Source organism: Pseudomonas sp. NFPP24 (genome assembly GCF_900112095.1).
In the GTDB taxonomy this organism is placed as follows: Bacteria; Pseudomonadota; Gammaproteobacteria; order Pseudomonadales; family Pseudomonadaceae; genus Aquipseudomonas; species Aquipseudomonas extremorientalis.
Window position 1 is genome coordinate 403,530 of the sequence record NZ_FOKD01000001.1, and the last position, 20,782, is coordinate 424,311.

Annotated in this window: 17 protein-coding genes; 9 read left to right on the forward strand and 8 right to left on the reverse strand. The window is 61.3% G+C overall.

Translation table 11 applies throughout. The features are described from left to right. Window position 1: 1 nt before the first annotated feature. Window positions 2-787: a transporter substrate-binding domain-containing protein gene (locus BM026_RS01825; protein WP_093527190.1), complete on the reverse strand. Its 786-nt coding sequence runs from the start codon at window positions 785-787 to the stop codon at window positions 2-4. A 255-nt stretch (window positions 788-1,042) separates the two neighbouring features. On the opposite strand from BM026_RS01825, the gene BM026_RS01830 reads away from it, so the two are divergent. The 6 genes from BM026_RS01830 (at window position 1,043) to BM026_RS01855 (ending at window position 8,313) form a co-directional block, all read left to right on the forward strand. Next, on the forward strand, window positions 1,043-1,738 hold the full coding sequence (locus BM026_RS01830; protein ID WP_092241750.1) for a FadR/GntR family transcriptional regulator: 696 nt from the start codon (window positions 1,043-1,045) through the stop codon (window positions 1,736-1,738). 121 nt (window positions 1,739-1,859) lie between these two features. Beyond that, window positions 1,860-2,189: a thioredoxin TrxA gene (gene trxA, locus BM026_RS01835; protein WP_003213989.1), complete on the forward strand. Its 330-nt coding sequence runs from the start codon at window positions 1,860-1,862 to the stop codon at window positions 2,187-2,189. A gap of 234 nt (window positions 2,190-2,423) precedes the next feature. Further along, a complete protein-coding gene (rho, locus tag BM026_RS01840; RefSeq protein ID WP_016973082.1) occupies window positions 2,424-3,683 on the forward strand; it encodes a transcription termination factor Rho in 1,260 nt (419 codons plus the stop codon). A 153-nt stretch (window positions 3,684-3,836) separates the two neighbouring features. Then, a complete protein-coding gene (locus tag BM026_RS01845; protein ID WP_093120476.1) occupies window positions 3,837-5,819 on the forward strand; it encodes an acyltransferase family protein in 1,983 nt (660 codons plus the stop codon). Between the two features lie 59 nt (window positions 5,820-5,878). Further along, window positions 5,879-7,345 (forward strand): 4-hydroxy-3-polyprenylbenzoate decarboxylase, encoded by a 1,467-nt coding sequence (gene ubiD, locus BM026_RS01850; RefSeq protein ID WP_092241754.1) that lies wholly within the window; start codon window positions 5,879-5,881, stop codon window positions 7,343-7,345. Further along, window positions 7,345-8,313, forward strand: coding sequence for a CDP-6-deoxy-delta-3,4-glucoseen reductase (locus BM026_RS01855; RefSeq protein ID WP_092241756.1), 969 nt, complete (start codon window positions 7,345-7,347; stop codon window positions 8,311-8,313). Before ubiD ends, BM026_RS01855 begins: the two co-directional genes overlap by 1 nt. Here BM026_RS01855 and BM026_RS01860 read toward each other — a convergent pair. After that, a complete protein-coding gene (locus tag BM026_RS01860; protein WP_093120481.1) occupies window positions 8,310-8,792 on the reverse strand; it encodes a sn-glycerol-3-phosphate transporter in 483 nt (160 codons plus the stop codon). The two genes, BM026_RS01855 and BM026_RS01860, sit on opposite strands and share 4 nt — an antisense overlap. A 329-nt stretch (window positions 8,793-9,121) precedes the next feature. Here BM026_RS01860 and BM026_RS01865 point away from each other — a divergent pair, with 329 nt between their 5' ends. Next, on the forward strand, window positions 9,122-11,509 hold the full coding sequence (locus tag BM026_RS01865; protein WP_093527192.1) for a TonB-dependent receptor plug domain-containing protein: 2,388 nt from the start codon (window positions 9,122-9,124) through the stop codon (window positions 11,507-11,509). A 26-nt stretch (window positions 11,510-11,535) separates the two neighbouring features. Beyond that, window positions 11,536-12,189 carry a gamma-glutamylcyclotransferase gene (locus tag BM026_RS01870; RefSeq protein WP_093527194.1) on the forward strand — a complete coding sequence of 218 codons (654 nt, stop codon included), beginning with the start codon at window positions 11,536-11,538 and terminating at the stop codon, window positions 12,187-12,189. On the opposite strand, the gene glpT is transcribed toward BM026_RS01870, so the two are convergent. Together glpT and BM026_RS01880 are read right to left on the reverse strand one after the other, a co-directional pair. Next, the gene (glpT, locus tag BM026_RS01875; protein ID WP_025857408.1) at window positions 12,186-13,523 is read right to left on the reverse strand and encodes a glycerol-3-phosphate transporter; all 1,338 of its coding nucleotides are present in this window, start codon (window positions 13,521-13,523) and stop codon (window positions 12,186-12,188) included. The two genes, BM026_RS01870 and glpT, sit on opposite strands and share 4 nt — an antisense overlap. 187 nt (window positions 13,524-13,710) lie before the next feature. Beyond that, a complete protein-coding gene (locus BM026_RS01880) occupies window positions 13,711-14,688 on the reverse strand; it encodes an NADPH:quinone oxidoreductase family protein (protein WP_071490458.1) in 978 nt (325 codons plus the stop codon). 150 nt (window positions 14,689-14,838) lie between these two features. Between BM026_RS01880 and BM026_RS01885 the strand changes: the two genes are divergently transcribed. Further along, window positions 14,839-15,246: a flagellar basal body-associated protein FliL gene (locus BM026_RS01885; protein WP_093120488.1), complete on the forward strand. Its 408-nt coding sequence runs from the start codon at window positions 14,839-14,841 to the stop codon at window positions 15,244-15,246. Window positions 15,247-15,343: 97 nt separating this feature from the next. Here BM026_RS01885 and BM026_RS01890 read toward each other — a convergent pair whose 3' ends face one another. The 4 genes from BM026_RS01890 to BM026_RS01905 all read right to left on the reverse strand — a co-directional run bounded on the left by BM026_RS01890 (window position 15,344) and on the right by BM026_RS01905 (window position 20,660). Further along, the gene (locus tag BM026_RS01890) at window positions 15,344-16,462 is read right to left on the reverse strand and encodes an ABC transporter permease (RefSeq protein WP_092241763.1); all 1,119 of its coding nucleotides are present in this window, start codon (window positions 16,460-16,462) and stop codon (window positions 15,344-15,346) included. Beyond that, the gene (gene rbbA, locus BM026_RS01895; RefSeq protein ID WP_093527196.1) at window positions 16,462-19,179 is read right to left on the reverse strand and encodes a ribosome-associated ATPase/putative transporter RbbA; all 2,718 of its coding nucleotides are present in this window, start codon (window positions 19,177-19,179) and stop codon (window positions 16,462-16,464) included. The genes BM026_RS01890 and rbbA overlap by 1 nt, the downstream gene beginning before the upstream one ends. Continuing rightward, complete coding sequence (locus BM026_RS01900; protein WP_093527198.1) at window positions 19,176-20,141, reverse strand: HlyD family secretion protein; 966 nt, start codon at window positions 20,139-20,141, stop codon at window positions 19,176-19,178. Before BM026_RS01900 ends, rbbA begins: the two co-directional genes overlap by 4 nt. Before the next feature lie 69 nt (window positions 20,142-20,210). Beyond that, complete coding sequence (locus BM026_RS01905; RefSeq protein ID WP_093120496.1) at window positions 20,211-20,660, reverse strand: EVE domain-containing protein; 450 nt, start codon at window positions 20,658-20,660, stop codon at window positions 20,211-20,213. Window positions 20,661-20,782 lie beyond the last annotated feature (122 nt).

The window sequence follows — 20,782 nt, forward strand, 5'->3', positions numbered from 1 at the left end:
TTCAGAGATCGGCGGGCAGTGGCTCTTTCAGCCATTGCATAGCGTTCTTTTCCAGGCTGCCATCGGCCTTGGCCGCGACCAGGATCTGGTTGACCTTATCCAGCAATGCCGGCTCGTTCTTGTTCACGCCCACGTACACCGGCGAGTCCTTGAGCTTTACCTTCAGCGCGGGTACGCGTTTTGGGTTGCGTTCGCTGATCGCCACCATTACCACGTTGCCGCTGGCAATCAGGTCGACCTGGCCGGCCAGGTAGGCGGCGATGGTGGAGTTGTTGTCTTCGAAGCGCTTGATCGTGGCTTCCTTGGGGGCGACGGCGGTCAGTTCGATATCTTCGATGGCACCACGGGTCACGCTGATGGTTTTGCCCTTGAGGTCGTCGGTGCTGCTGATGGTGGCTTCAGGCGGGCCGAACACGGCCAGGTAGAACGGCGCGTAGGCCTTGGAGAAGTCGATGACCTTTTCCCGCTCAGGGTTCTTGCCCAGGCTGGAGATCACCAGATCGACCTTGCCGGTGGTGAGGAACGGAATACGATTGGTGCTGTTGACCGGGGTCAGTTCCAGCTTGACCTTGAGCTGGTCGGCCAGCAGCTTGGCGGTGTCGATGTCCAGGCCACGTGGCTTCATGTCAGGGCCGACCGAGCCGAAGGGCGGGAAGTCCTGGGGTACGGCGACCTTGAGGGTGCCACGGGCGACGATGTCGTCCAGACCATTGGCCTGGGCGGGTGCCTGGCTCAGCATCAGGCTGGCAAACAGGGCAGTAAGCAGGGCGCTGTAGCGTTTGGTCATGGCAACTCTCCGAGAAGGGCGAAGGGATTTTCTGGGTTTGCCCAGTGCACAGCCCATGCCATCAACCTCAGAATGGTCTGCAGGGCCAGTATTTGTTGAGTTCTGGTGGTCGGACTGGTCTGAACAGTGTCGGGGCTTTGCGCACTGTTTTCGAGCGTCGGCAAAACCCGGCGAGCCCCTTTGGGGCGTGGCTTGCCGCCCGCCACGAATAGCTTTACAACTAGCCATTCAGCTGACTGGAACCTTGAGTTTTTTATGAATTCCATTGCCCAAGCCGTACCGGAAGCGGCCCTGCAGGCCATCCGCAAACTGATCAAGGAGCAAGGCTTCGGGCCGGGCGATGCACTGCCGTCCCAACGTGACCTGGCAGTGCAGTTGGGGGTGAGCCGAGCGTCGTTGCGTGAGGCATTGTCGTCCCTCAGTGCGTTGGGTGTGGTCAGTGTGCAGCCGGGCAAGGGCGTGTTCGTGCAGGCGGTCGAGGAGTCACCGGGGTTCGCCTGGCCCTTCGCGGCGCAGGCTACGCCACTGGATATCTTCCAGTTGCGCTATGCCCTGGAAGGTTTCGCGGCGGGGTTGGCGGCGGTGACGCTGACCCTCGATGAGTTGGACAGCCTGGAAGACAATGTCGAGGCCATGCGCAAGGTGCTCAAGGCCGGCGACTTCGAAGCCGCCGCCAGGCTCGACTTCGAATTTCACCAGCGCATCCTGCTCGCCAGCGGCAACCAGGCGATGGTGAGCATTCTGAGCGCGAGTGCCGAAGTTTTTCTGGAGAGTCAGAAGCTACCGTTCATCCGACCGGAGCGTGCCATGGAAACCTGGCAGGAGCATCGCCGGATAGTACGCGCGCTGGCCCGGCGCGCCAGCGCGGCGGCGCAAAAAACCATGCAGGAGCACGTACGCAATGCGGCGTTGCGCACCGGCATAGCCTTCGTGACTCCCATAACGCCCTGAGTTGGGCTATACCCAGACTCATGGGCCATCATAGGAAGACTCAATCAGAGGCGGCTTCCTGAACGGGGGAAGGGCGGCTATGATGGGCCACGTTTTTTTTGCTTACAATCCGGAGACATCCATGAGCAACGATCTTATCAAGCACGTCACCGACGCGACCTTTGAGGCCGAAGTACTCAAGGCTCAAGGCCCGGTGCTGGTTGACTACTGGGCTGAATGGTGCGGCCCTTGCAAAATGATCGCTCCAGTCCTGGACGACATTGCGACCACCTACGAAGGCAAGCTGACCATTGCCAAGTTGAACATCGACGACAACCAGGAAACCCCGGCCAAGCACGGCGTGCGTGGCATCCCGACCCTGATGCTGTTCAAGAACGGCAACGTCGAAGCGACCAAGGTAGGCGCGCTGTCGAAGTCTCAGCTCCAAGCTTTCCTGGACGCGAACATCTAAGCGTCGTCAAAAAGGCCCCGCAAAATAGCGGGGCTTTTTCGTGAAACAGGGCTAGACGCTCCGAAACTCAGGTGGTACATTCGGCCCCGCACTGGTTTCTCCACTGCCCCCTGCAAGCCGTCGCCGACGCATTCCTTTTCGATTAGTACGCGATCCTGTCGCCTTCTCTGCGGCGCGGCCTCATTAAGCCAAAAGCTTAATTCCCCCCTCCATAAATGATTACGTCATTCCTATATGAATCTGACTGAACTCAAGCAAAAGCCGATTACCGACCTGCTCCAATTGGCCGAAGAAATGGGCATAGAAAATATGGCCCGTTCGCGCAAGCAGGACGTGATTTTCTCCCTGCTCAAGAAGCACGCGAAAAGCGGCGAGGAAATCTCCGGTGATGGCGTGCTGGAGATTCTCCAGGACGGCTTCGGCTTCCTCCGCTCTGCTGACGCGTCCTATCTCGCCGGCCCAGACGATATCTACGTCTCGCCAAGCCAGATCCGTCGCTTCAACTTGCGCACCGGTGACACCATCGTTGGCAAGATCCGCCCACCGAAAGAAGGCGAGCGTTATTTCGCCCTGCTCAAGGTCGACACGATCAACTTCGATCGTCCCGAGAACGCGAAAAACAAGATTCTCTTCGAGAACCTGACCCCGCTGTTCCCGACCGTGCGCATGAAGATGGAAGCCGGTAACGGTTCCACCGAAGACCTCACCGGTCGTGTGATCGACCTGTGCGCCCCGATCGGCAAGGGCCAGCGTGGCCTGATCGTCGCCCCGCCGAAAGCCGGTAAGACCATCATGCTGCAGAACATTGCCGCGAACATCGCGCGTAACAATCCTGAAGTTCACCTGATCGTGCTGCTGATCGATGAGCGTCCGGAAGAAGTAACCGAAATGCAGCGCACCGTGCGCGGCGAAGTGGTTGCCTCCACGTTCGACGAGCCGCCAACCCGCCACGTGCAGGTTGCCGAAATGGTGATCGAGAAGGCCAAGCGCCTGGTCGAACACAAGAAGGACGTGGTGATCCTGCTCGACTCCATCACCCGTCTGGCCCGTGCCTACAACACCGTGATCCCGAGCTCCGGCAAGGTATTGACCGGTGGTGTCGATGCCCACGCCCTGGAGAAACCGAAACGTTTCTTCGGTGCCGCGCGGAACATCGAAGAAGGCGGCTCGCTGACCATTATCGCCACCGCACTGGTTGAAACCGGTTCGAAGATGGACGAAGTGATCTACGAAGAGTTCAAGGGTACCGGCAACATGGAACTGCCACTGGATCGTCGCATCGCGGAAAAACGCGTGTTCCCGGCGATCAACATCAACCGTTCCGGCACCCGCCGCGAAGAGTTGCTGACCGCTGACGACGAACTGCAGCGCATGTGGATCCTGCGCAAGCTGCTGCACCCGATGGACGAAGTAGCCGCCATCGAGTTCCTGGTCGACAAGCTGAAAACCACCAAGACCAACGACGAGTTCTTCCTGTCGATGAAGCGTAAGTAGTACGACGTTTCAGGTCGAAAAAATGGCGCACCAAGGGGCGCCATTTTTTTGCGCCAAAAAAGGGAGGTTTGTGCGGCATAAGTGTCAGTTAAGAAACAAAAAAGGGGAGTGAGGCTACGCTCACTCCCATTCGTATCAGGTTGACTACGTTTTATGACTGTTCTTGCTTACCGAAGAGACATCGATGGGCTACGCGCCGTTGCAGTGCTGGCTGTGGTGCTGTTCCATTTTGGGGTGCCCGGTGTAACAGGCGGCTTCGTCGGTGTAGATGTATTTTTCGTGATTTCAGGGTTCCTGATCACCTCGATCATCTGTCGGGAACGCCAGGCCGGGCGCTTCAGCTTTGTGGATTTCTGGGCGCGGCGTGCCCGGCGCATCCTGCCGGCGCTGTTTGTCATGATGGCGGCCACCCTGGCGGTGGGCTGGTTCCTGTTGGCGCCCAAGGACTACGAGGAGCTTGGGCGGTCGGTGCACTACCAGGCGATCTTCACCTCCAACCTGCTGTTTTCTCGCCAGCACGGTTACTTTGAGGCGGCCTCCGACATCAAGCCGTTGTTGCACACTTGGTCGCTGGCGGTCGAAGAGCAGTTCTACATCATCTTCCCGCTGCTGTTGACCTTGCTGGCCAGTCGCCTGAAGCATTGGCGCCTGGCGCTATTCGGGATTTTGCTGGTGTCGTTCGGCATGAGCCTGTGGGCGGTGGTCCATGCGCCGCAAAAGGCGTTCTACCTGTTGCATCTGCGTGCCTGGGAGTTGCTGGCCGGCGCCATGCTGGCGGTGATGCCCCTGCGTGAATGGCGAGCGTCGCCCGCTCTGGCCCAAGGGATCAGCCTGTTGTCGATGACACTGATACTGATCGCCGTTTTAGTATTTGATTCAGCCACACCGTTTCCCGGCGCGGCCGCGTTGTTGCCGGTGCTGGGTGTGGTCGGGCTGATCTGGGCCAACGGCCAGCAACCCACCTGGGTCGGGCGCCTGCTGAGTTCACGGGTGATGGTGGGCGTGGGGTTGATTTCCTACTCCTGGTACCTGTGGCACTGGCCGGTGTTCGTGTATGCCAGCTATGCCGCGGTTGATGGCCTGAGCCCGCTGGAACTGGGCGGTCTGATGCTGCTGAGCCTGGTGTTGGGCTACCTGTCCTGGCGTTTTGTGGAAACTCCGTTTCGGGAGAAGCGCCTGCTGCCCGGGCGTAAGGCGATTCTGGCGGCGGCGTGCGTCGGGATCCTGTGCCTCGGCATCACAGGTGTGGCGTTGCGCAAGGCCGACGGTGTGCCATCGCGCTTATCCGAGCAGGCCCTGCGTTATGCCCAGGCAAAAAAGTGGAGCCCGGAGTTGATGGCGTGCATGGCCGACAAAGACACGCCCGACGAGCGGCTGTTCTGTTATTTCGGTTCTAAAGACAGCGCGGTTTCCGCACTGGTATGGGGTGACAGTCACGCCACGGCCTTGATTCCAGCACTTGAGATGGCGGCCAAGCGGCACGACATCAGCCTGGTAGAGGCCAGTTTTGCGGGTTGCGTGCCTTTGGATGGCCTGGAAAACATTGCCCGCTGCGCCCATTTCAATCATCGCGTGGAAAAAGCGCTGGCCGAGCGATCCTTCAGCGATGTGGTGCTGGCGGCGCGCTGGAGCTTGTACCTCTATGGGCAGATGTCAGGTGACAAAGAGCACGCGCTCAAGGACCCCGCGACAGGTCAATACGTGCGTGCCATCGCTGAGCAACGCTTCGCTGAGGGGCTGCGCGAGCGCATCAAGGATTTGCGCGCCGCAGGCCATAGAGTCTGGCTGATCAAGGAGGTGCCGTTGCAGGAAATCATCGTGCCTTACCGTCTCAGTCGCCTGGCGATGATGCACCGGCCGGTGGACCGAGAAGGCCTGCCCGTGGCCGAGCACCTCAAGCGCCAAGCCTTTATCTCCCAGCTGTTTGACGAGTTGGCAGCGGCCGACAGCGGTGTCACGGTGCTCGACCCCGCGCCCTTGCTGTGCGGCGCCGATGGCTTGTGCCGGGTTGAGTTCAACGGCCGAGCGCTGTACACCGATGACAATCACCTCTCTGATGTCGGTGCGCGGCACGTCGAGGCCTTCCTGGAGCCGTTGTTTCGTTCGCTGCAATCACGAGGGCTAACGGCCAATTAAGCTGCCAGCCGCCCTCAGAGCAGGTAGGATGTACGCCTATTTTACGGGTGGCATGGTTAATGAAATTCAAGGATCTTCGGGATTTCGTGCAGCAACTTGAGCAGCGCGGAGAGTTGAAACGTATTCAGATGCCGATTTCCCCGGTGCTGGAAATGACTGAGATTTGCGACCGTACCCTGCGCAACAAGGGCCCGGCGCTGCTGTTCGAGAACCCGACCGGCTTTGATATCCCGGTGCTCGGCAACCTGTTCGGTACGCCGGAGCGCGTGGCCTTTGGCATGGGCGCCGAGTCGGTCAGCGAATTGCGCGAGATCGGCAAGCTGCTGGCCTTCCTCAAGGAGCCCGAGCCGCCCAAGGGCCTCAAGGATGCCTGGTCGAAGCTGCCGATCTTCCGCAAGATCATTGCCATGGCCCCCAAAGTGGTCAAGGACGCGGTGTGTCAAGAGGTGGTCATCGAAGGCGATGACGTCGATCTCGCCATGCTGCCGGTGCAGACCTGCTGGCCCGGCGACGTCGGCCCGCTGATTACCTGGGGCCTGACCGTCACCAAAGGCCCGAACAAGGACCGCCAGAACCTCGGCATCTACCGCCAGCAAGTGATCGGCCGCAACAAGGTCATCATGCGCTGGTTGAGCCACCGTGGCGGCGCGCTGGACTACCGTGAGTGGTGCGATAAGCATCCCGGCAAGCCCTTCCCGGTCTCCGTGGCCCTGGGTGCCGACCCCGCCACTATCCTCGGTGCCGTGACCCCAGTGCCCGACAGCCTGTCCGAATACGCCTTCGCCGGTCTGCTGCGCGGTAACCGCACCGAGCTGGTGAAATGCCGCGGCAACGACCTGCAAGTACCGGCCACTGCCGAAATTATCCTCGAAGGCGTGATCCACCCGGGTGAAATGGCCGATGAAGGCCCTTACGGCGACCACACCGGCTACTACAACGAAGTCGACAGCTTCCCGGTGTTCACCGTCGAGCGTATCACCCATCGGATCAAACCGATCTACCACAGCACCTACACCGGCCGGCCGCCGGACGAGCCGGCGATTCTCGGCGTGGCACTCAACGAAGTGTTCGTGCCGATCCTGCAGAAGCAATTCCCGGAGATCACTGACTTCTACCTGCCGCCGGAAGGCTGCTCGTACCGCATGGCCATCGTGACCATGAAAAAGTCGTACCCAGGTCATGCCAAGCGGGTAATGCTCGGTGTGTGGTCGTTTTTGCGACAGTTCATGTACACCAAGTTCGTTATTGTCACCGACGACGACATCAACGCCCGCGACTGGAACGACGTGATCTGGGCCATCACCACGCGCATGGACCCCAAGCGCGACACGGTGATGATCGACAACACGCCAATCGACTACCTCGACTTCGCTTCGCCGGTGTCGGGCCTGGGTTCGAAGATGGGCCTGGATGCCACCCACAAATGGCCGGGTGAAACCACCCGCGAGTGGGGCCGGGTGATCGTCAAGGATGAAGCCGTCACTGCCCGTGTCGATGCGATCTGGAAAGAATTGGGAATAGATTGATGCGTGTAACCCTGCAACCTTCCGGCGCCGTGCTGGAGCTGGTCCCTGGCGAGCGAATCCTCGAAGGCGCACGCCGCCTGGGCTACGAGTGCCCACAGGCCTGTCGCAACGGTGTGTGCCATGTGTGCGCCGCGCTGTTGGTGGAAGGCCGCGTGCAGCAGGCTGGTGAAGTGCGTGATCACGGTGAGTTCTACACCTGTATTGCCGAGCCGCTGGAAGATTGCATTGTGTTGTGGGATGGCGTGCTGGCGCCGGGAGAGTTGCCGTTGCGCAAGCTGTCGTGCCAATTGAGTGAGTGCGTAGAGGTCGGTGGCGATGTGTGGCGAGTGCGCCTGCGTGCGCCGGCTGGCAAGGCGGTGCGTTACCACGCCGGGCAATACCTGATGATCGAGCGGGAGAATGGCGAGAAATCCGCCTTCTCCCTGGCGTCGGCGCCTCATGCCGGGCGTGAGCTGGAGTTACATGTACTGGCTCGCGAGGACAGCGCGCGCACTTTGCTTGCGCAACTGCAGCGCAACCAGATGGCCCGCGTCGAGCTGCCGTTTGGCGACACCCACCTGGCCGAGCTGCCCGATGGGCCGTTGGTGTTGATCGCCGCCGGCACCGGCATGGCGCAGATGCACAGCCTGATCGAACATTGCCGCGCCTCCGGCTTCAAGCACCCGGTGCACCTGTACTGGGGCGTGCGTCGACCGGAAGATTTCTACGAGATCGAACACTGGGATCAGTGGCTGCAACTGCCCAACCTGTTCCTGCACAAAGTCGTCAGCGATCTGTGCGGTTGGGAAGGGCGCTGCGGGTTGTTGCATGAAGCGGTGTGCGAAGATATTGCCGACCTCAAGTCGGTGCACGTCTACGCCAGCGGCTCACCGGCCATGGTCTATGGCACCTTGGATGCGTTGGTCGAAGCCGGCATGGATGCGCACCAGATGCGAGCTGATGTGTTTGCCTATGCGCCGCGTGCTTAAAATCGTACGCCGGTCGTCACCATCGCTGCATTGAACCCCAGCAACACCAATTCCGCCGCTACCGGCCCGTAATGGGCGCCCACCGACGGAATGATCACTGGCGCCACGCCGAAACGGTTCAACGGGATCTTGTCGCGGTACTTGCCGCGATATCCCTGGATCGCCCCACCGGTCAGCTTCAGGTACACCGGATAGTCCGCCAGGTCGTAGCGTTTACCCGCGTACGCGTAGAACGAGCGCTGGCTGAACGAGTTGCGAAACGTCGCCCCGCCATACACAAAACCTGAGGCTTCATTGCGCTCCAGGCCGATCAGGTCCTGGTTGTTGTTGTGGTTCGGGTCCGGCGCAAAGTGCCGGGTGTAGACGCTGGTCTGGGCGTACCAGAAACCTTTGTCGTCCTCGGTGGCTGGTGCTTCGCCCGCCAGAGCGGTGGTGGCCTGGGCCAGGAACAGCAGGCCAGGCAGTCGGAATTTTTTCATGGGTGCGACCTCGATAGTCTGTTTGACAGGCGGCTAGGTGGGTCGTGACGTGTGCGCTATTTTGACGGCTTGGCGCGTTCCCAGGCTGAACCGGGACTGAAACTACCGGGATTGGCACGCGCAATCCTGACGAATGGGCGAGTTTGCATATGCAATCGCTTATGCTTTAAAGGTATTTAATTTGTTACATGAATATCCTTAAGCTATATCGCAACGGACTACCGACTCATTCACAACCACCAATCACTGACCGCCACCGCCCGCCAGCCGGACCGATCGTATGAACTCAGAACGCGATGTTCTGGTTTTTTGATTCAAAGGGGAGCGGTATGGGGAGCTACAAGCAACACGCGCTGTACACGGCGATTTTGTCAGCCAATTTGCTGACCGCCGTGGGTTTCAATCCTGTCTTCGCGGCCGAAACCTCGGCTACCGATGCACCCAGGCTCGACACCGTGATCGTCACCGGCACCCGGGCCCAGGAGCGCACGGCCAGTGCTTCGCTGTCACCCATCGATGTGATTTCCGGCGATACCCTGCGCAGCACCGGCTCCGATGAGCTGGGCGCCGTGCTGGCGCGGCTGATTCCGTCGATCAACTTCCCGCGCCCGAGCCTGGTGGACGGTGCTGAGCTGGTGCGTCCTGCGCAGTTGCGTGGCCTGTCGCCAGATCAGGTGCTGGTGCTGGTCAATGGCAAGCGTCGCCATACCAGCGCGTTCGTCAACCTGGGCGGTGCGGTGGGTCGCGGCTCGGCGCCGGCGGACCTGAATGCGATCCCGCTGTCGGCGGTAGACCATATCGAGGTGCTGCGCGATGGCGCTTCCGCGCGCTACGGCTCGGACGCCATTGCCGGGGTGATCAACGTGATCCTCAAGCACGCCGACCATGGTGGCTCGATCTCTACCAAGTTCGGCAAATACAAGAAGGGCGACGGTATCCAGCGTAATGTCAGCGGCAATACTGGCCTGGCGCTGGGCGATAACGGCTTTATCAACCTCTCGGCCGAAGGTGCCGATAACGATTACACCAACCGTGCGGGAGATGATTACCGCCCAGGCAGTGTCGGCTCCACCACCTACGGCCAGCGCGTGTTCCGCCAAGGCGAGCCGGCCACCAATGAGGGCAAGTTCCAGTTCAACTCGGAATATTCGTTCAACGATGCCGCCGAGTTCTACACCTTCGGCGGCTACAGTAAGCGGCGCGGTGAGACGGCGGCGTTCTACCGGGCGAGCAACGCTTCCAATAACATCCCGGCGCTCAACCCCAACGGTTATCTGCCGCTGATCAAGGGCAACCTGGAAGACACCTCGCTGGTGGTGGGCCTGCGTGGGCTGTTGGCCTACGACTGGCATTACGACCTGTCGGCCAACTACGGCAAGAACCAATACGAGCTGGGCACGGAAACCATCAACACCTCCCTGGGCCTGGCCACGCCGCGCAAGTTCGACAACGGCACCCTGAGCAACGACCAGAAGCAAGTCAGCCTCGACCTGTCCCGTGAGTTCGACGTGGGCTTGCTGCCATACCCGGTCTCCGTGGCCTTTGGCGGTGAATACCTGCGCCAGGGTTACGAGATTGAAGCGGGTGAACCGGCGTCCTACTACCAGACCGGCAGCTCGGGCCTCGGTGGCTTCCGTGATGCCGACGCCGGCAGCAGTTCGCGCCACAACTGGGCCCAGTACCTGGACCTGGAAACCAACTTCACCGAAAAACTCAGCGCATCGGCCGCCGTGCGGCATGAGGATTACAGTGACTTCGGTTCCAATGTCAGCGGCTCGCTGTCGGCCCGTTACGACTTCACCCCGCAGGTGGCCTTGCGCGGCAGTATCTCCAACGGTTTCCGCGCACCGTCCCTGGCGCAGCAGAACTTTGCGTTTACCTCGTCGCAATTGATCGGCAGTGATATCCGCGAGGCCGGCACCTTCCCGGCGTCGAGCCAGGTGGCCCGCCTGCTGGGCGCGGAAGACCTCAAGGCCGAGAAGTCGCGCAACTACAGCCTTGGCCTGGTACTGGAACCTGCCGACGACCTGACGGTAACGGTGGACGTGTACCGCATCGATATCCGCGACCGTATCAGTCTGTCGTCCAACCTTAACCTGGACCCGGCCACCCAGGCCTATCTGCGCGCCAATGGTGTCGGCAATATCAACTACACCACTGCCCGCTACTTCACCAACGCCACCGACACCAGCACCGACGGCGTCGACCTGGTGGCCAACTATCGCTATCAGTTCGATAACGGCATCCGCTGGAACAGCACCGTGGGCTACAACTACAACCACACCCGGGTGACGGACGTAAAGCCCAACCCGGCCATCCTCGACAGCCTGGGTGCCAACCTGGTGCGGGTAGACCGTCGCGAAAAGAGCGGTTTGTTGGGCGATACCACGCCTGAGCACAAGCTGAGCCTGGGTAACGACTTCACATTCGGCAATTGGGCGCTGCACAGTAACCTGGTGCGCTATGGTGAATTCACCAGCTACCAGGCCGACAAGGTCAACGACCAGACCTTCAAGGCGGCCTGGGTCCTGGATTTGTCGGCGGACTACAAGTTGAAGAACTGGACCTTCACCCTGGGCGGCGACAACGTCACCGATAAATATCCGGAGAAGGTCAACGCGTTTGCCAGCAGCGGTGGGAATTTGGCCTATAGCACTTTTTCGCCATACGGTTACAGCGGTGCGTTCTATTACGGTAAAGTTGCCTACAACTGGTAAAGCACAGGAGACCTAAGCGATTTGCCATGACCGTTATTGAATCCGATCTTTTGCAATTGGCTTACCCTCCGCGGCTCGATCTTGGGCCGCAACTCACTCACGAACAGTTGATGAGCTCGATGCAGGCCACTATGGCGCGGCATAAGGGTGGGCCGGTCTGGTTATTCGCTTATGGTTCGCTGATCTGGCGCCCTGAATGCTCCTCGACCGAGCGGGTGCGGGCACGGGTCCACGGTTATCACCGGGGCCTGTACCTGTGGTCTCACGAGCATCGGGGGACACCGGAGTTGCCGGGGTTGGTCTTTGGTCTGGATCGCGGCGGCTCTTGCAGCGGGTTTGCCTACCGTTTGCCGGACGATCAGTTGGAGGCCTCGCTGTACGCCCTGTGGCAGCGCGAGATGCCTTACCCGTCCTACCGGCCACACTGGCTCAACTGCCGTCTGGAAGATGGCAATACCGTACAGGCGCTGGGGTTTGTGTTGGAACGGCACTTGCCCAGCTACGCCGGTAACTTGCCCGATATCGTGCTGAACCATGTGCTGCAAAGCGCTTGCGGGCGTTACGGCACCACTCGCGATTATGTCGAGCAGACCGTCAACGCCCTGCGTAGCCACGCCATGCCAGATAAGAACCTGGAGGCGCGGCTCAAGCGCTGTGCAAAGGATTGCCCAGGCGGTTAACGCGCCGAGCTGACGCTGTTGGTGTGCCACAGGGTTGGGATCAGGAAGGCGATTGCCAGCAGGCACGCGCCGATCAGCAGCACGAAACCACCGTCCCAGCCGAAATGGTCCACGGTGTAACCCATGGCCGCACTGGCTGCCACCGAGCCGCCCAGGTAACCGAACAGGCCGGTGAAGCCCGCAGCGGTGCCGGCGGCTTTCTTCGGTGCCAGTTCCAGCGCCTGCAGGCCGATCAGCATCACCGGGCCGTAGATCAGGAAGCCGATGGAGAACAGCGCGATCATGTCGATCATCGGGTTGCCCGGCGGGTTGAGCCAGTACACCAGGGTCGCCACAGTCACCAACGCCATGAACACGATGCCGGTCAGGCCACGGTTGCCACGGAAGATCTTGTCCGACATCCAGCCGCACAACAGCGTGCCCGGGATACCGGCCCACTCATAGAAGAAGTACGCCCACGACGATTTATCCACCGTGAAGTGCTTGGCTTCTTTCAGGTAGGTCGGTGCCCAGTCCAGTACGCCATAGCGCAGCAGGTAGACAAACACGTTGGCGAAGGCGATGTACCACAGCATTTTGTTGCGCAGCACGTACTTGACGAAGATTTCCTTGGCGCTGAATTCGTCTTCGTGGCTGGCGTCGTAGCCTTCCGGGTAATCGTTCTTGTATTGCTCGATTGGCGGCAGGCCTACCGATTGCGGGGTGTCGCGCATGGTGATGAAGGCAAAGGCCGCGACCAGCAACGCCACGGTGGCCGGTACGTAGAACGCCGCGTGCCAGTCGTTGAACCAGGCCATGCCCAGCAGGAACAGCGGGCCGATCAGGCCGCCGCCGACATTGTGCGCCACGTTCCACACCGACACCACGCCGCCGCGTTCTTTCTGCGACCACCAGTGCACCATGGTCCGTCCACTCGGCGGCCAGCCCATGCCCTGAGCCCAACCGTTGATGAACAGCAAAATGAACATCATGGTCACGCTGGACGTCGCCCAAGGTGCGAAACCGAAAATGAACATCACCCCGGCGGAAACCAGCAGGCCGAAGGGCAGGAAGTAGCGCGGGTTGGAGCGGTCGGACACCAGGCCCATGAGGAACTTGGACAGGCCGTACGCAATCGCGATGGCCGACATCGCCAAGCCCAGTTCGCCGCGGGTATAGCCCTCGTCGATCAGGTAAGGCATGGCCAGGGAGAAGTTCTTGCGCAGCAGGTAGTACCCGGCGTAACCGAAGAAAATACCGGCGAAGATCTGCCAGCGCAGGCGTCGGTAGGTACTGTCTATTTTTTCTTCAGGCAGGGGCGCCTGATGTGCGGCAGGACGAAAGAAAGCAAACATTCAAGAGCTCCAGATTTCTTGTTTTGACTGCGGATGCGAATGTTACAGTTTCGTTACCGAAAATAGCATCGCCTCTTATCTGTAAACAACAAGAAATGAACCCTAATGAATGTTCCCTTACGAACACCGGAGATCAAAATGTGTGAGGGGGGCTTGCCCCTCCCACATTGACCCTATTTCAAATTTTTTATCGAGTCTGGACGACCACTTTACCAACCGCCTTGCGCTGCCCCAGGTCATTGATTGCCTGGGCGGCCTGTTCCAGCGGATACACCTGCGACACCAACGGCTTCAACTTGCCCTCGCCGTACCAGGTGAACAACTGCTGGAAGTTCGCCGCATTATCCTGCGGCTGGCGCTGAGCGAACGAACCCCAGAACACCCCTACCACCGCCGCGCCCTTGAGCAGCGCCAGGTTCACCGGCAACTCCGGAATGCGCCCGCTGGCAAACCCCACCACCAGCAAGCGGCCGTTCCAGGCGATGGCGCGGATGGCCTGGTCAAACAGGTCGCCCCCCACCGGGTCGTAGATCACATCGGCGCCATTGCCGTCCGTGAGGCGCTTGATCTCGTCTTTCAGGCTGGCTTCGCTGTAGTTGATCAACTCATCGGCGCCGGCGGCCTTGGCCACCGCGAGTTTGTCGGCGCTGCTGGCGGCGGCGATCACACGGGCGCCCATGGCTTTGCCGATTTCTACGGCGGCCAGGCCCACGCCACCGGAAGCGCCGAGTACCAGCAGGGTTTCGCCGGCTTGCAGGTTGGCCCGTTGCTTGAGTGCGTGCATCGACGTGCCGTAGGTCATGCTGAACGCGGCGGCGGTGTTGAAATCCATGCTCGGCGGGATCGGCAGTACGTTATAGCCCGGCACCGCGACCTGTTCGGCAAAGCTGCCCCAGCCGGTCAGCGCCATGACCCGGTCACCGACTTTCAAGTGGCCGACTTTTTCGCCCACTTCACTGACCACGCCTGCCGCCTCGCCACCCGGCGAGAACGGAAAGGGCGGCTTGAACTGGTACTTGCCCTCGATGATCAGCGTATCCGGGAAGTTGACCCCGGCCGCGTGCACGTCCAGCAGGATTTCGTTCTTCTTGATCGCAGGGCTTGCGACATCTTCCAGCACCAGGGTTTCGGCAGGGCCGAAGGCTTTGCACAGCACAGCTTTCATCGGACTATTCCTTTTGGCGTCGTGGCCGATAAGTGTAGGAGGGTACGCCCGTGGGTCAACGAGCATGCCCAGGCCTGATAAGCCGCCATAAGCTTGTGCTCTGCCTTGCTAGCGTTATGCTACCCGGCAACCGAATGTGAGGAATGAACTGTGAAAGCGTGGATCCTGTTGATGCTGGCCCTGACCTTGCCGATGGCGGCCCAGGCCGAAGAAGCCAAAGAAGGCGAGGCGCCGAAGGTCAGCTATATCAGCCTGAGCCCGCCGTTCGTGGGCAACTACGGCCTGGATGGCACGGCGAAACTCAAGGTGTTCAAGGCCGACATCGCCCTGCGCGTGACCGGCACCGAAGCGGCCGCCGCCGTCAAAGCCAACGATGCGTTGATCCGTAACCAGTTGGTGGCGCTGTTCACCCAGCAGACCAACGAGGCGATGAGCACCGTCGAGGGCAAGGAAAAACTGCGCCAGGAAGCGTTGAAGCAAACCCAGCAAGTGATGAGCGATGAGACCGGCAAGCCGGTGGTGGAAGACCTGTTGTTCAATAACCTGATCATCCAATAAGTCGCTACGCGACTATCGGGGGCAAGCCCCCTCCCACAGTTGGAATGCGATCAAATGTGGGAGGGGGCTTGCCCCCGATGACGGCGGTACAGGCGCCTCAGGACGCCAGGCTCTTCCTGAACCGCGCCAACGCCACCACAAAAAACACCAACCCAATCCCCGCCAGCGCCAGCAAGTCCGGCCACACCACGCTCACCCCCGCATCACGAAACAGAATCGCCGCACTCAAACTCACAAAATGCGTCGACGGCGACCCCTGCATCACCCACTGCAACCACTCGGGCATGCTGTCCAGCGGCGTACTGCCGCCTGAGAGCAACAGCATCGGGATAATCACCGGAATTGCCAGCAGGCCGAATTGCGGCGTCGAACGGGCGAGCGTGGCGAGGAAAATCCCCAGCGCCGTGCTGGCAAACAGGTACAGCGCTGTCACGAACAGGAATAACCCCAGCGATCCGGCCAGTGGTACACCGAGCAAGCCTCTGACCACCACCTCCAGCGACAGCCAGGTGCACAGCACCACCACCAGCATGTTGCTCCAGATTTTTGCCAGCATGATTTCCAGCGCCGTCAGCGGCAGCACCAGCAGGTGGTCGAGGGTGCCGTGTTCACGCTCACGCAGCAGGGCAGTGCCGGTGAGGATAATGGCGAGGATGGTGATGTTGTTGACGATCTGGATCACCGCCAGGAACCAGCCGCCCTCCAGATTGGTGTTGAACAGCGCCCGGGTAGTGAGCTGCGCGGGTGCCCTGCTGGCGGCATCGGCTTGTCCGCTGTAGGTCAGCAGTTCCCGCTGGAAAATCCGCCCGATGTAGCCCGCCCCCATGAACGCCTGGCTCATCGCCGTGGCATCCACATTCACCTGCACCCCCGGCTGGCGCCCCGCCAACAGGTCAGCCTGGAAGTTCGCCGGCACATTGATTACGAAGGTGTACTTGCCGCTGTCCATGACCCTGTCCAATTGGTCATAGGCCAACGGTGCAGGCGCCTGGAATTCGGGCGGTTGCAGCGCTTCGGCCATCTGCCGTGAGAGGGCGCTGTGGTCTTCATCGACAAACGCTACGCTGGCATTGTGCACACCGATCACCGAACCGGCGGCGGGCATATAGATGGCGACGGTGAAGGCGTAGAACAGAAACAGCAGCAATACGCTGTCGTGGCGCAGGCTGGTCAGTTCCTTGATTCCCAGCCGCAGAATGTGCGCGAACTTATGCATCAGGCCTCCTGCTTCTTGAGCATGACCAGGCTCAGCCCGGTAAACCCGACGAAGAACCCGAACAGCGCCAGGCACTGGGGCCACAACTGGCGCAGGTCCAGGGCCTTGGTGAAGGTGCCCACGGCAATATCCAGGAAGTGCCCCGCCGGAAACAGCATACCCATCAAGGCTGCCGCGCCCTCCAGGGACGAGCGCGGCACGATCAGCCCGGAGAACTGGATCGTCGGCAAGCTGGTGATGATCATGGTGCCGAGGATCGCCGCGATCTGCGTACGGGTGAAGGCCGAAATCAGCAGGCCCATGCTGGTGGTCGCCAGCACGTAGAGCAGGCCGCCGAACGCCAGGGTGAGGGCGCTGCCCTTGAAGGGGACGCCGAACAGCCAGCGGTTCATCGCCACCAATACCGCCAGGTTGACCAGGCTCACGGCCAGGTACGGTGCCTGTTTGCCTAGCAGGAACTCCAGTCGGGTCAGCGGCGTGGCGTAGAAGTTGGTGATCGAGCCCAGCTCCTTTTCGCGCACGATGCCGAGCGCGGTGAGCATGGCCGGGATAAATGCCAGGATCAGCGCCATCACGCCGGGGCCGATGGCATTCACGCTGACCACGTCCTGGTTATAGCGAAAGCGCGTTTCCAGCCTGGCGGCGGCCGGGGTGTTGCGCGGCAGGCTGCTCAGTTCGGCCAGTTGCTGCAGGTTCTCCTGATGCACGGCCTCGACATAGTTACGGCTGGTTTCCGCGCGAAACGGCATGCCGCCGTCCAGCCACGCGGCCACCGTAGGCTGGCGGCCGGCATAGAGATCGCGACCAAAACCCGGCGGGATCTCCAGGGCCAGTTTGATTTCTGAACGTTGCAGGCGCCGGTGCAGTTCAGTCGAGTCCTGGATCGGCGCTTGCTCGGCGAAATAGCGCGAACTGCGAAACGCCTCCAGGTAGGCGCGGCTTTGCGGCGTCTGGTCCTGGTCGTAGACGGCGAAGGCGAGGTTTTCCACATCCAGGGAAATGCCATAGCCGAAGATCACCATCATGAACATCGCCCCCAGCAGGGCGAAGGCCATGCGCACTCTGTCGCGCAGCAGTTCCTTGCCTTCGCGGCTGGCCACGGCCACCAGGCGGGCCAGGCTGAACCCACGTTTACTCATGGGCGGTGTGCTGGTTTCGCTGACAGTCTTGGCGGGCACGGTAGGCTCGGCTTCGCCCTGGGCGTGCTCCAGGCAGGTGACGAACGCCGCTTCCAACGTATCGCCGTGGAATTGCTGTTGCAGCGCATCCGGCGTATCGCAGGCCAGCACCTTGCCCGCGTGCATCAGGGAGATGCGGTCGCAGCGCTGGGCTTCGTTCATGAAGTGGGTGGACAGGAAGATGGTCACGCCTTGCTCGCGGGACAGCTCGATCAGCAATCGCCAGAAGTCATCCCGCGCGGCCGGGTCGACGCCCGAGGTGGGCTCGTCGAGAATCAGCACTTCCGGACGATGCAGCACCGCCACCGCCAATGACAAGCGCTGGCGCAGGCCCAAGGGCAGCTCGCCGGACGGTTGCTCGGCGACGTCACCGAGGTCGAAACGCTGGATCAGCTCATCGATGCGCGGGCCGCTGTCCGCCTTGGGCAGGTCGAACAGTTGCGCATGCAGCACCAGGTTCTGGCGCACGCTGAGTTCGCCGTACAGCGAGAAGCTTTGCGACATGAATCCCACGCGCTTGCGGGTGGCCAGGTCCTTGGCGTTCACCGGGTTGCCCAGCAGCGTCGCGCTGCCCTCGGTGGCCGGCATCAGCCCGGTGAGGACTTTCATGGTGGTGGTCTTGCCGCAGCCGTTGGAGCCGAGGAAACCGAAGATCTCGCCGCGACCAATGGCGAAGCTGACCTTGTTCACTGCGGTGAAATCGCCAAAACGCAGGGTCAGGTCATGGGCCTCGATGGCTATATCGGTGTTGTCGCTTTGCCTCGGCGGGATCACCAGCGGCTGGTTGTCGTGAGCGCTGTCACCCTGGAAGTGGGTGAAGGCTTCGTCCAGCTTGCCGCTGGGTGTCGCGGCGGCCAAGTCGCTGCTCAGGCCATCGGCGATCAGCTTGCCGCGATCGAGCATCAGGCAGTGTTCGAACTGCTCGGCCTCTTCCATGTAGGCCGTGGCCACCAGCAGCGTCAGTTGCGGGCGTTCGCTGCGTACGCTGTCGACCAGTTCCCAGAAGCGCCGACGTGACAGCGGATCGACGCCGGTGGTGGGTTCGTCGAGGATCAGCAGGTCCGGGTCGTGGATCAGCGCGCAGCACAAACCGAGCTTCTGCTTCATGCCGCCGGAGAGCTTGCCCGCCGGGCGTTCGGCGAAACGCGCGAGGTCGGTGGCCAGCAGCAGGTTGTGCATGCGCTGGTCGCAATCGGCTTGGGACAGGCCGAACAGCGTGGCAAAAAAGCGGATGTTTTCGCTGATGGACAGCTCGGGGTACAGGTTGCCGCCCAAACCCTGGGGCATAAAGGCAATGCGCGGGTACAGGCTGTTGCGGTGGCGGCGATCTTCGATGGCGCCGCCGAGCACCTGCAACTGGCCGTCCTGGAGCTTTTTAACCCCGGCGATCAAGCCCAGGAGGCTCGACTTGCCTGCGCCATCCGGGCCGATCAACCCGCAGCGCGTACCAGCCGGCAGGCTGAAAGCGATATCAACCAGGGCCTGTTGCTTGCCGTAGCGATGATGGATCCCCGTGGCCTGCAGCGCCAGGGCGGTCATTGCAGGTTGGCCGGCCAGTCAATGTCAGCCGTGCGCACATAACCGGCGCCGGGCATGCCCGGTTTGGCCTGGGGCACGGCGCTGGGTTGGGTCAGGCGCAGTTTGACGCGGAACACCAGTTTCTGGCGTTCGTCGCGGGTTTCCACTTCCTTGGGGGTGAACTGGGATTTGGCGGCGACGAAGCTGATCCTGGCCGGCAGCGGCTGGTCGGGCAGGGCGTCGAGCAGGATGCGTGCGTCGCTGCCGACGGTGAGGCGGCCGCTCACGGAAGCGGGCAGGTAGAGGTTCATGTACTGATCATTAGGATCGATCAGTAGCAGCACGCGGCCACCCGCGCCGAGCACTTCGCCGGGCTCGGCCAGGCGCAGCTGGATGATTCCGTCGATGGGCGCGCGCAGGCTGCTGTCGTCGATCTCGCTGGTGAGCTGGGCGACCTGGGCCTGGGCGGCGCCAATCGCGGCTTTCACCGAATTGACCTGGGCCTGGGCGGCAGTCACCGCGGCGTTGCCGGTGTTCTGCCGGGCTTGCTGCTGGTCGATCAACTGGCTGCTGGCGAAGCCGCGCTTGTACAGCTCCTGGGTGCGCTTGAGTTCCTGGTTGGCCAGCAATTGTTCGCTCTGGCGCAGTTGTACGTTGGCCTCGGCAGCGGCGAAGTTTTCCTTGGCGCGCAGCACTTCGGCCTCGGCCTGGGCGCGTTGGGCTTCGAGGGTGCGGGTGTCCATGCGCGCGAGCAGTTGGCCTTTGAGCACCTTATCGCCTTCGTCTACCCGCACTTCGGCCAGGCGCCCGGGGATCTTGGCAGCGATCTGCACTTCGGTGGATTCCAGGCGCCCATTGCCCATGCTCAGGCCTTCGGGCAGGCGGTCCTGGGTGGAGCGCCAATAACCGAAGCCGCCGGCACCCAGCAACAGGGCGATGAGGGCAACGGCGAATAGGCGGGAGGTGTGGTGGTTCGTCGACATGGCTGCTTCCTGCGGCGTTAGCGTCCTAGTGTGAGCGGTTTGCCCCGGTGCGGCGTTGACGCCGGTCAGTCAAATCAACTTGATGACGGCGGCCCATTGCTCGGGCGTGACGGGCATCACCGAAAGCCGGCTGCCTTTTTGCACCAGAGGCAATTCGGCAAGGGCCGTTTGCTGTTTGAGATAGCCCAGGCCGAGCACCTTGGGAAAGGTCTGGACATGGGCGACGTTGATCGCGCTCCACGGATTTTTTTCCGGGCTGGCCTTGGCGTCGAAGTAGTGGCTTTCGGGCTCCAGCGCGGTGGGGTCCGGATAGGCCGCCTCGATGATTTTGCCGATGCCGGCAATACCCGGCTCCGGGCAACTGGAGTGATAGAAGAAAAACTCGTCACCCACCGCCATGGCCCGCAGGAAGTTACGCGCCTGGTAATTGCGCACCCCGTCCCAGCGGGCTTCGCCGAGTTTTTCCAGGCCTTTGATGGAGAGTTCGTCGGGCTCGGATTTCATCAGCCAATAGGCCATTTTCGGGCTCCTGAAATAAGCAGTGGGCAAGTTGTCCTGCAATTTAATGACAAACCGACAGTCGGTTGGCGCCAAGGTTTGCGTGTTGGTTCACGTTACCGCAGAATGCCGGCTTTTAAAGC

Excerpts from the sequence above, each read along its gene's own strand:
- BM026_RS01825 (WP_093527190.1), bottom strand. The coding sequence starts at position 787 with ATGACCAAACGCTACAGCGCCCTGCTTACTGCCCTGTTTGCCAGCCTG.
- BM026_RS01830 (WP_092241750.1), top strand. The coding sequence starts at position 1,043 with ATGAATTCCATTGCCCAAGCCGTACCGGAAGCGGCCCTGCAGGCCATC.
- trxA (WP_003213989.1), top strand. The coding sequence starts at position 1,860 with ATGAGCAACGATCTTATCAAGCACGTCACCGACGCGACCTTTGAGGCC.
- rho (WP_016973082.1), top strand. The coding sequence starts at position 2,424 with ATGAATCTGACTGAACTCAAGCAAAAGCCGATTACCGACCTGCTCCAA.
- BM026_RS01845 (WP_093120476.1), top strand. The coding sequence starts at position 3,837 with ATGACTGTTCTTGCTTACCGAAGAGACATCGATGGGCTACGCGCCGTT.
- ubiD (WP_092241754.1), top strand. The coding sequence starts at position 5,879 with ATGAAATTCAAGGATCTTCGGGATTTCGTGCAGCAACTTGAGCAGCGC.
- BM026_RS01855 (WP_092241756.1), top strand. The coding sequence starts at position 7,345 with ATGCGTGTAACCCTGCAACCTTCCGGCGCCGTGCTGGAGCTGGTCCCT.
- BM026_RS01860 (WP_093120481.1), bottom strand. The coding sequence starts at position 8,792 with ATGAAAAAATTCCGACTGCCTGGCCTGCTGTTCCTGGCCCAGGCCACC.
- BM026_RS01865 (WP_093527192.1), top strand. The coding sequence starts at position 9,122 with ATGGGGAGCTACAAGCAACACGCGCTGTACACGGCGATTTTGTCAGCC.
- BM026_RS01870 (WP_093527194.1), top strand. The coding sequence starts at position 11,536 with ATGACCGTTATTGAATCCGATCTTTTGCAATTGGCTTACCCTCCGCGG.
- glpT (WP_025857408.1), bottom strand. The coding sequence starts at position 13,523 with ATGTTTGCTTTCTTTCGTCCTGCCGCACATCAGGCGCCCCTGCCTGAA.
- BM026_RS01880 (WP_071490458.1), bottom strand. The coding sequence starts at position 14,688 with ATGAAAGCTGTGCTGTGCAAAGCCTTCGGCCCTGCCGAAACCCTGGTG.
- BM026_RS01890 (WP_092241763.1), bottom strand. The coding sequence starts at position 16,462 with ATGCATAAGTTCGCGCACATTCTGCGGCTGGGAATCAAGGAACTGACC.
- rbbA (WP_093527196.1), bottom strand. The coding sequence starts at position 19,179 with ATGACCGCCCTGGCGCTGCAGGCCACGGGGATCCATCATCGCTACGGC.
- BM026_RS01900 (WP_093527198.1), bottom strand. The coding sequence starts at position 20,141 with ATGTCGACGAACCACCACACCTCCCGCCTATTCGCCGTTGCCCTCATC.
- BM026_RS01905 (WP_093120496.1), bottom strand. The coding sequence starts at position 20,660 with ATGGCCTATTGGCTGATGAAATCCGAGCCCGACGAACTCTCCATCAAA.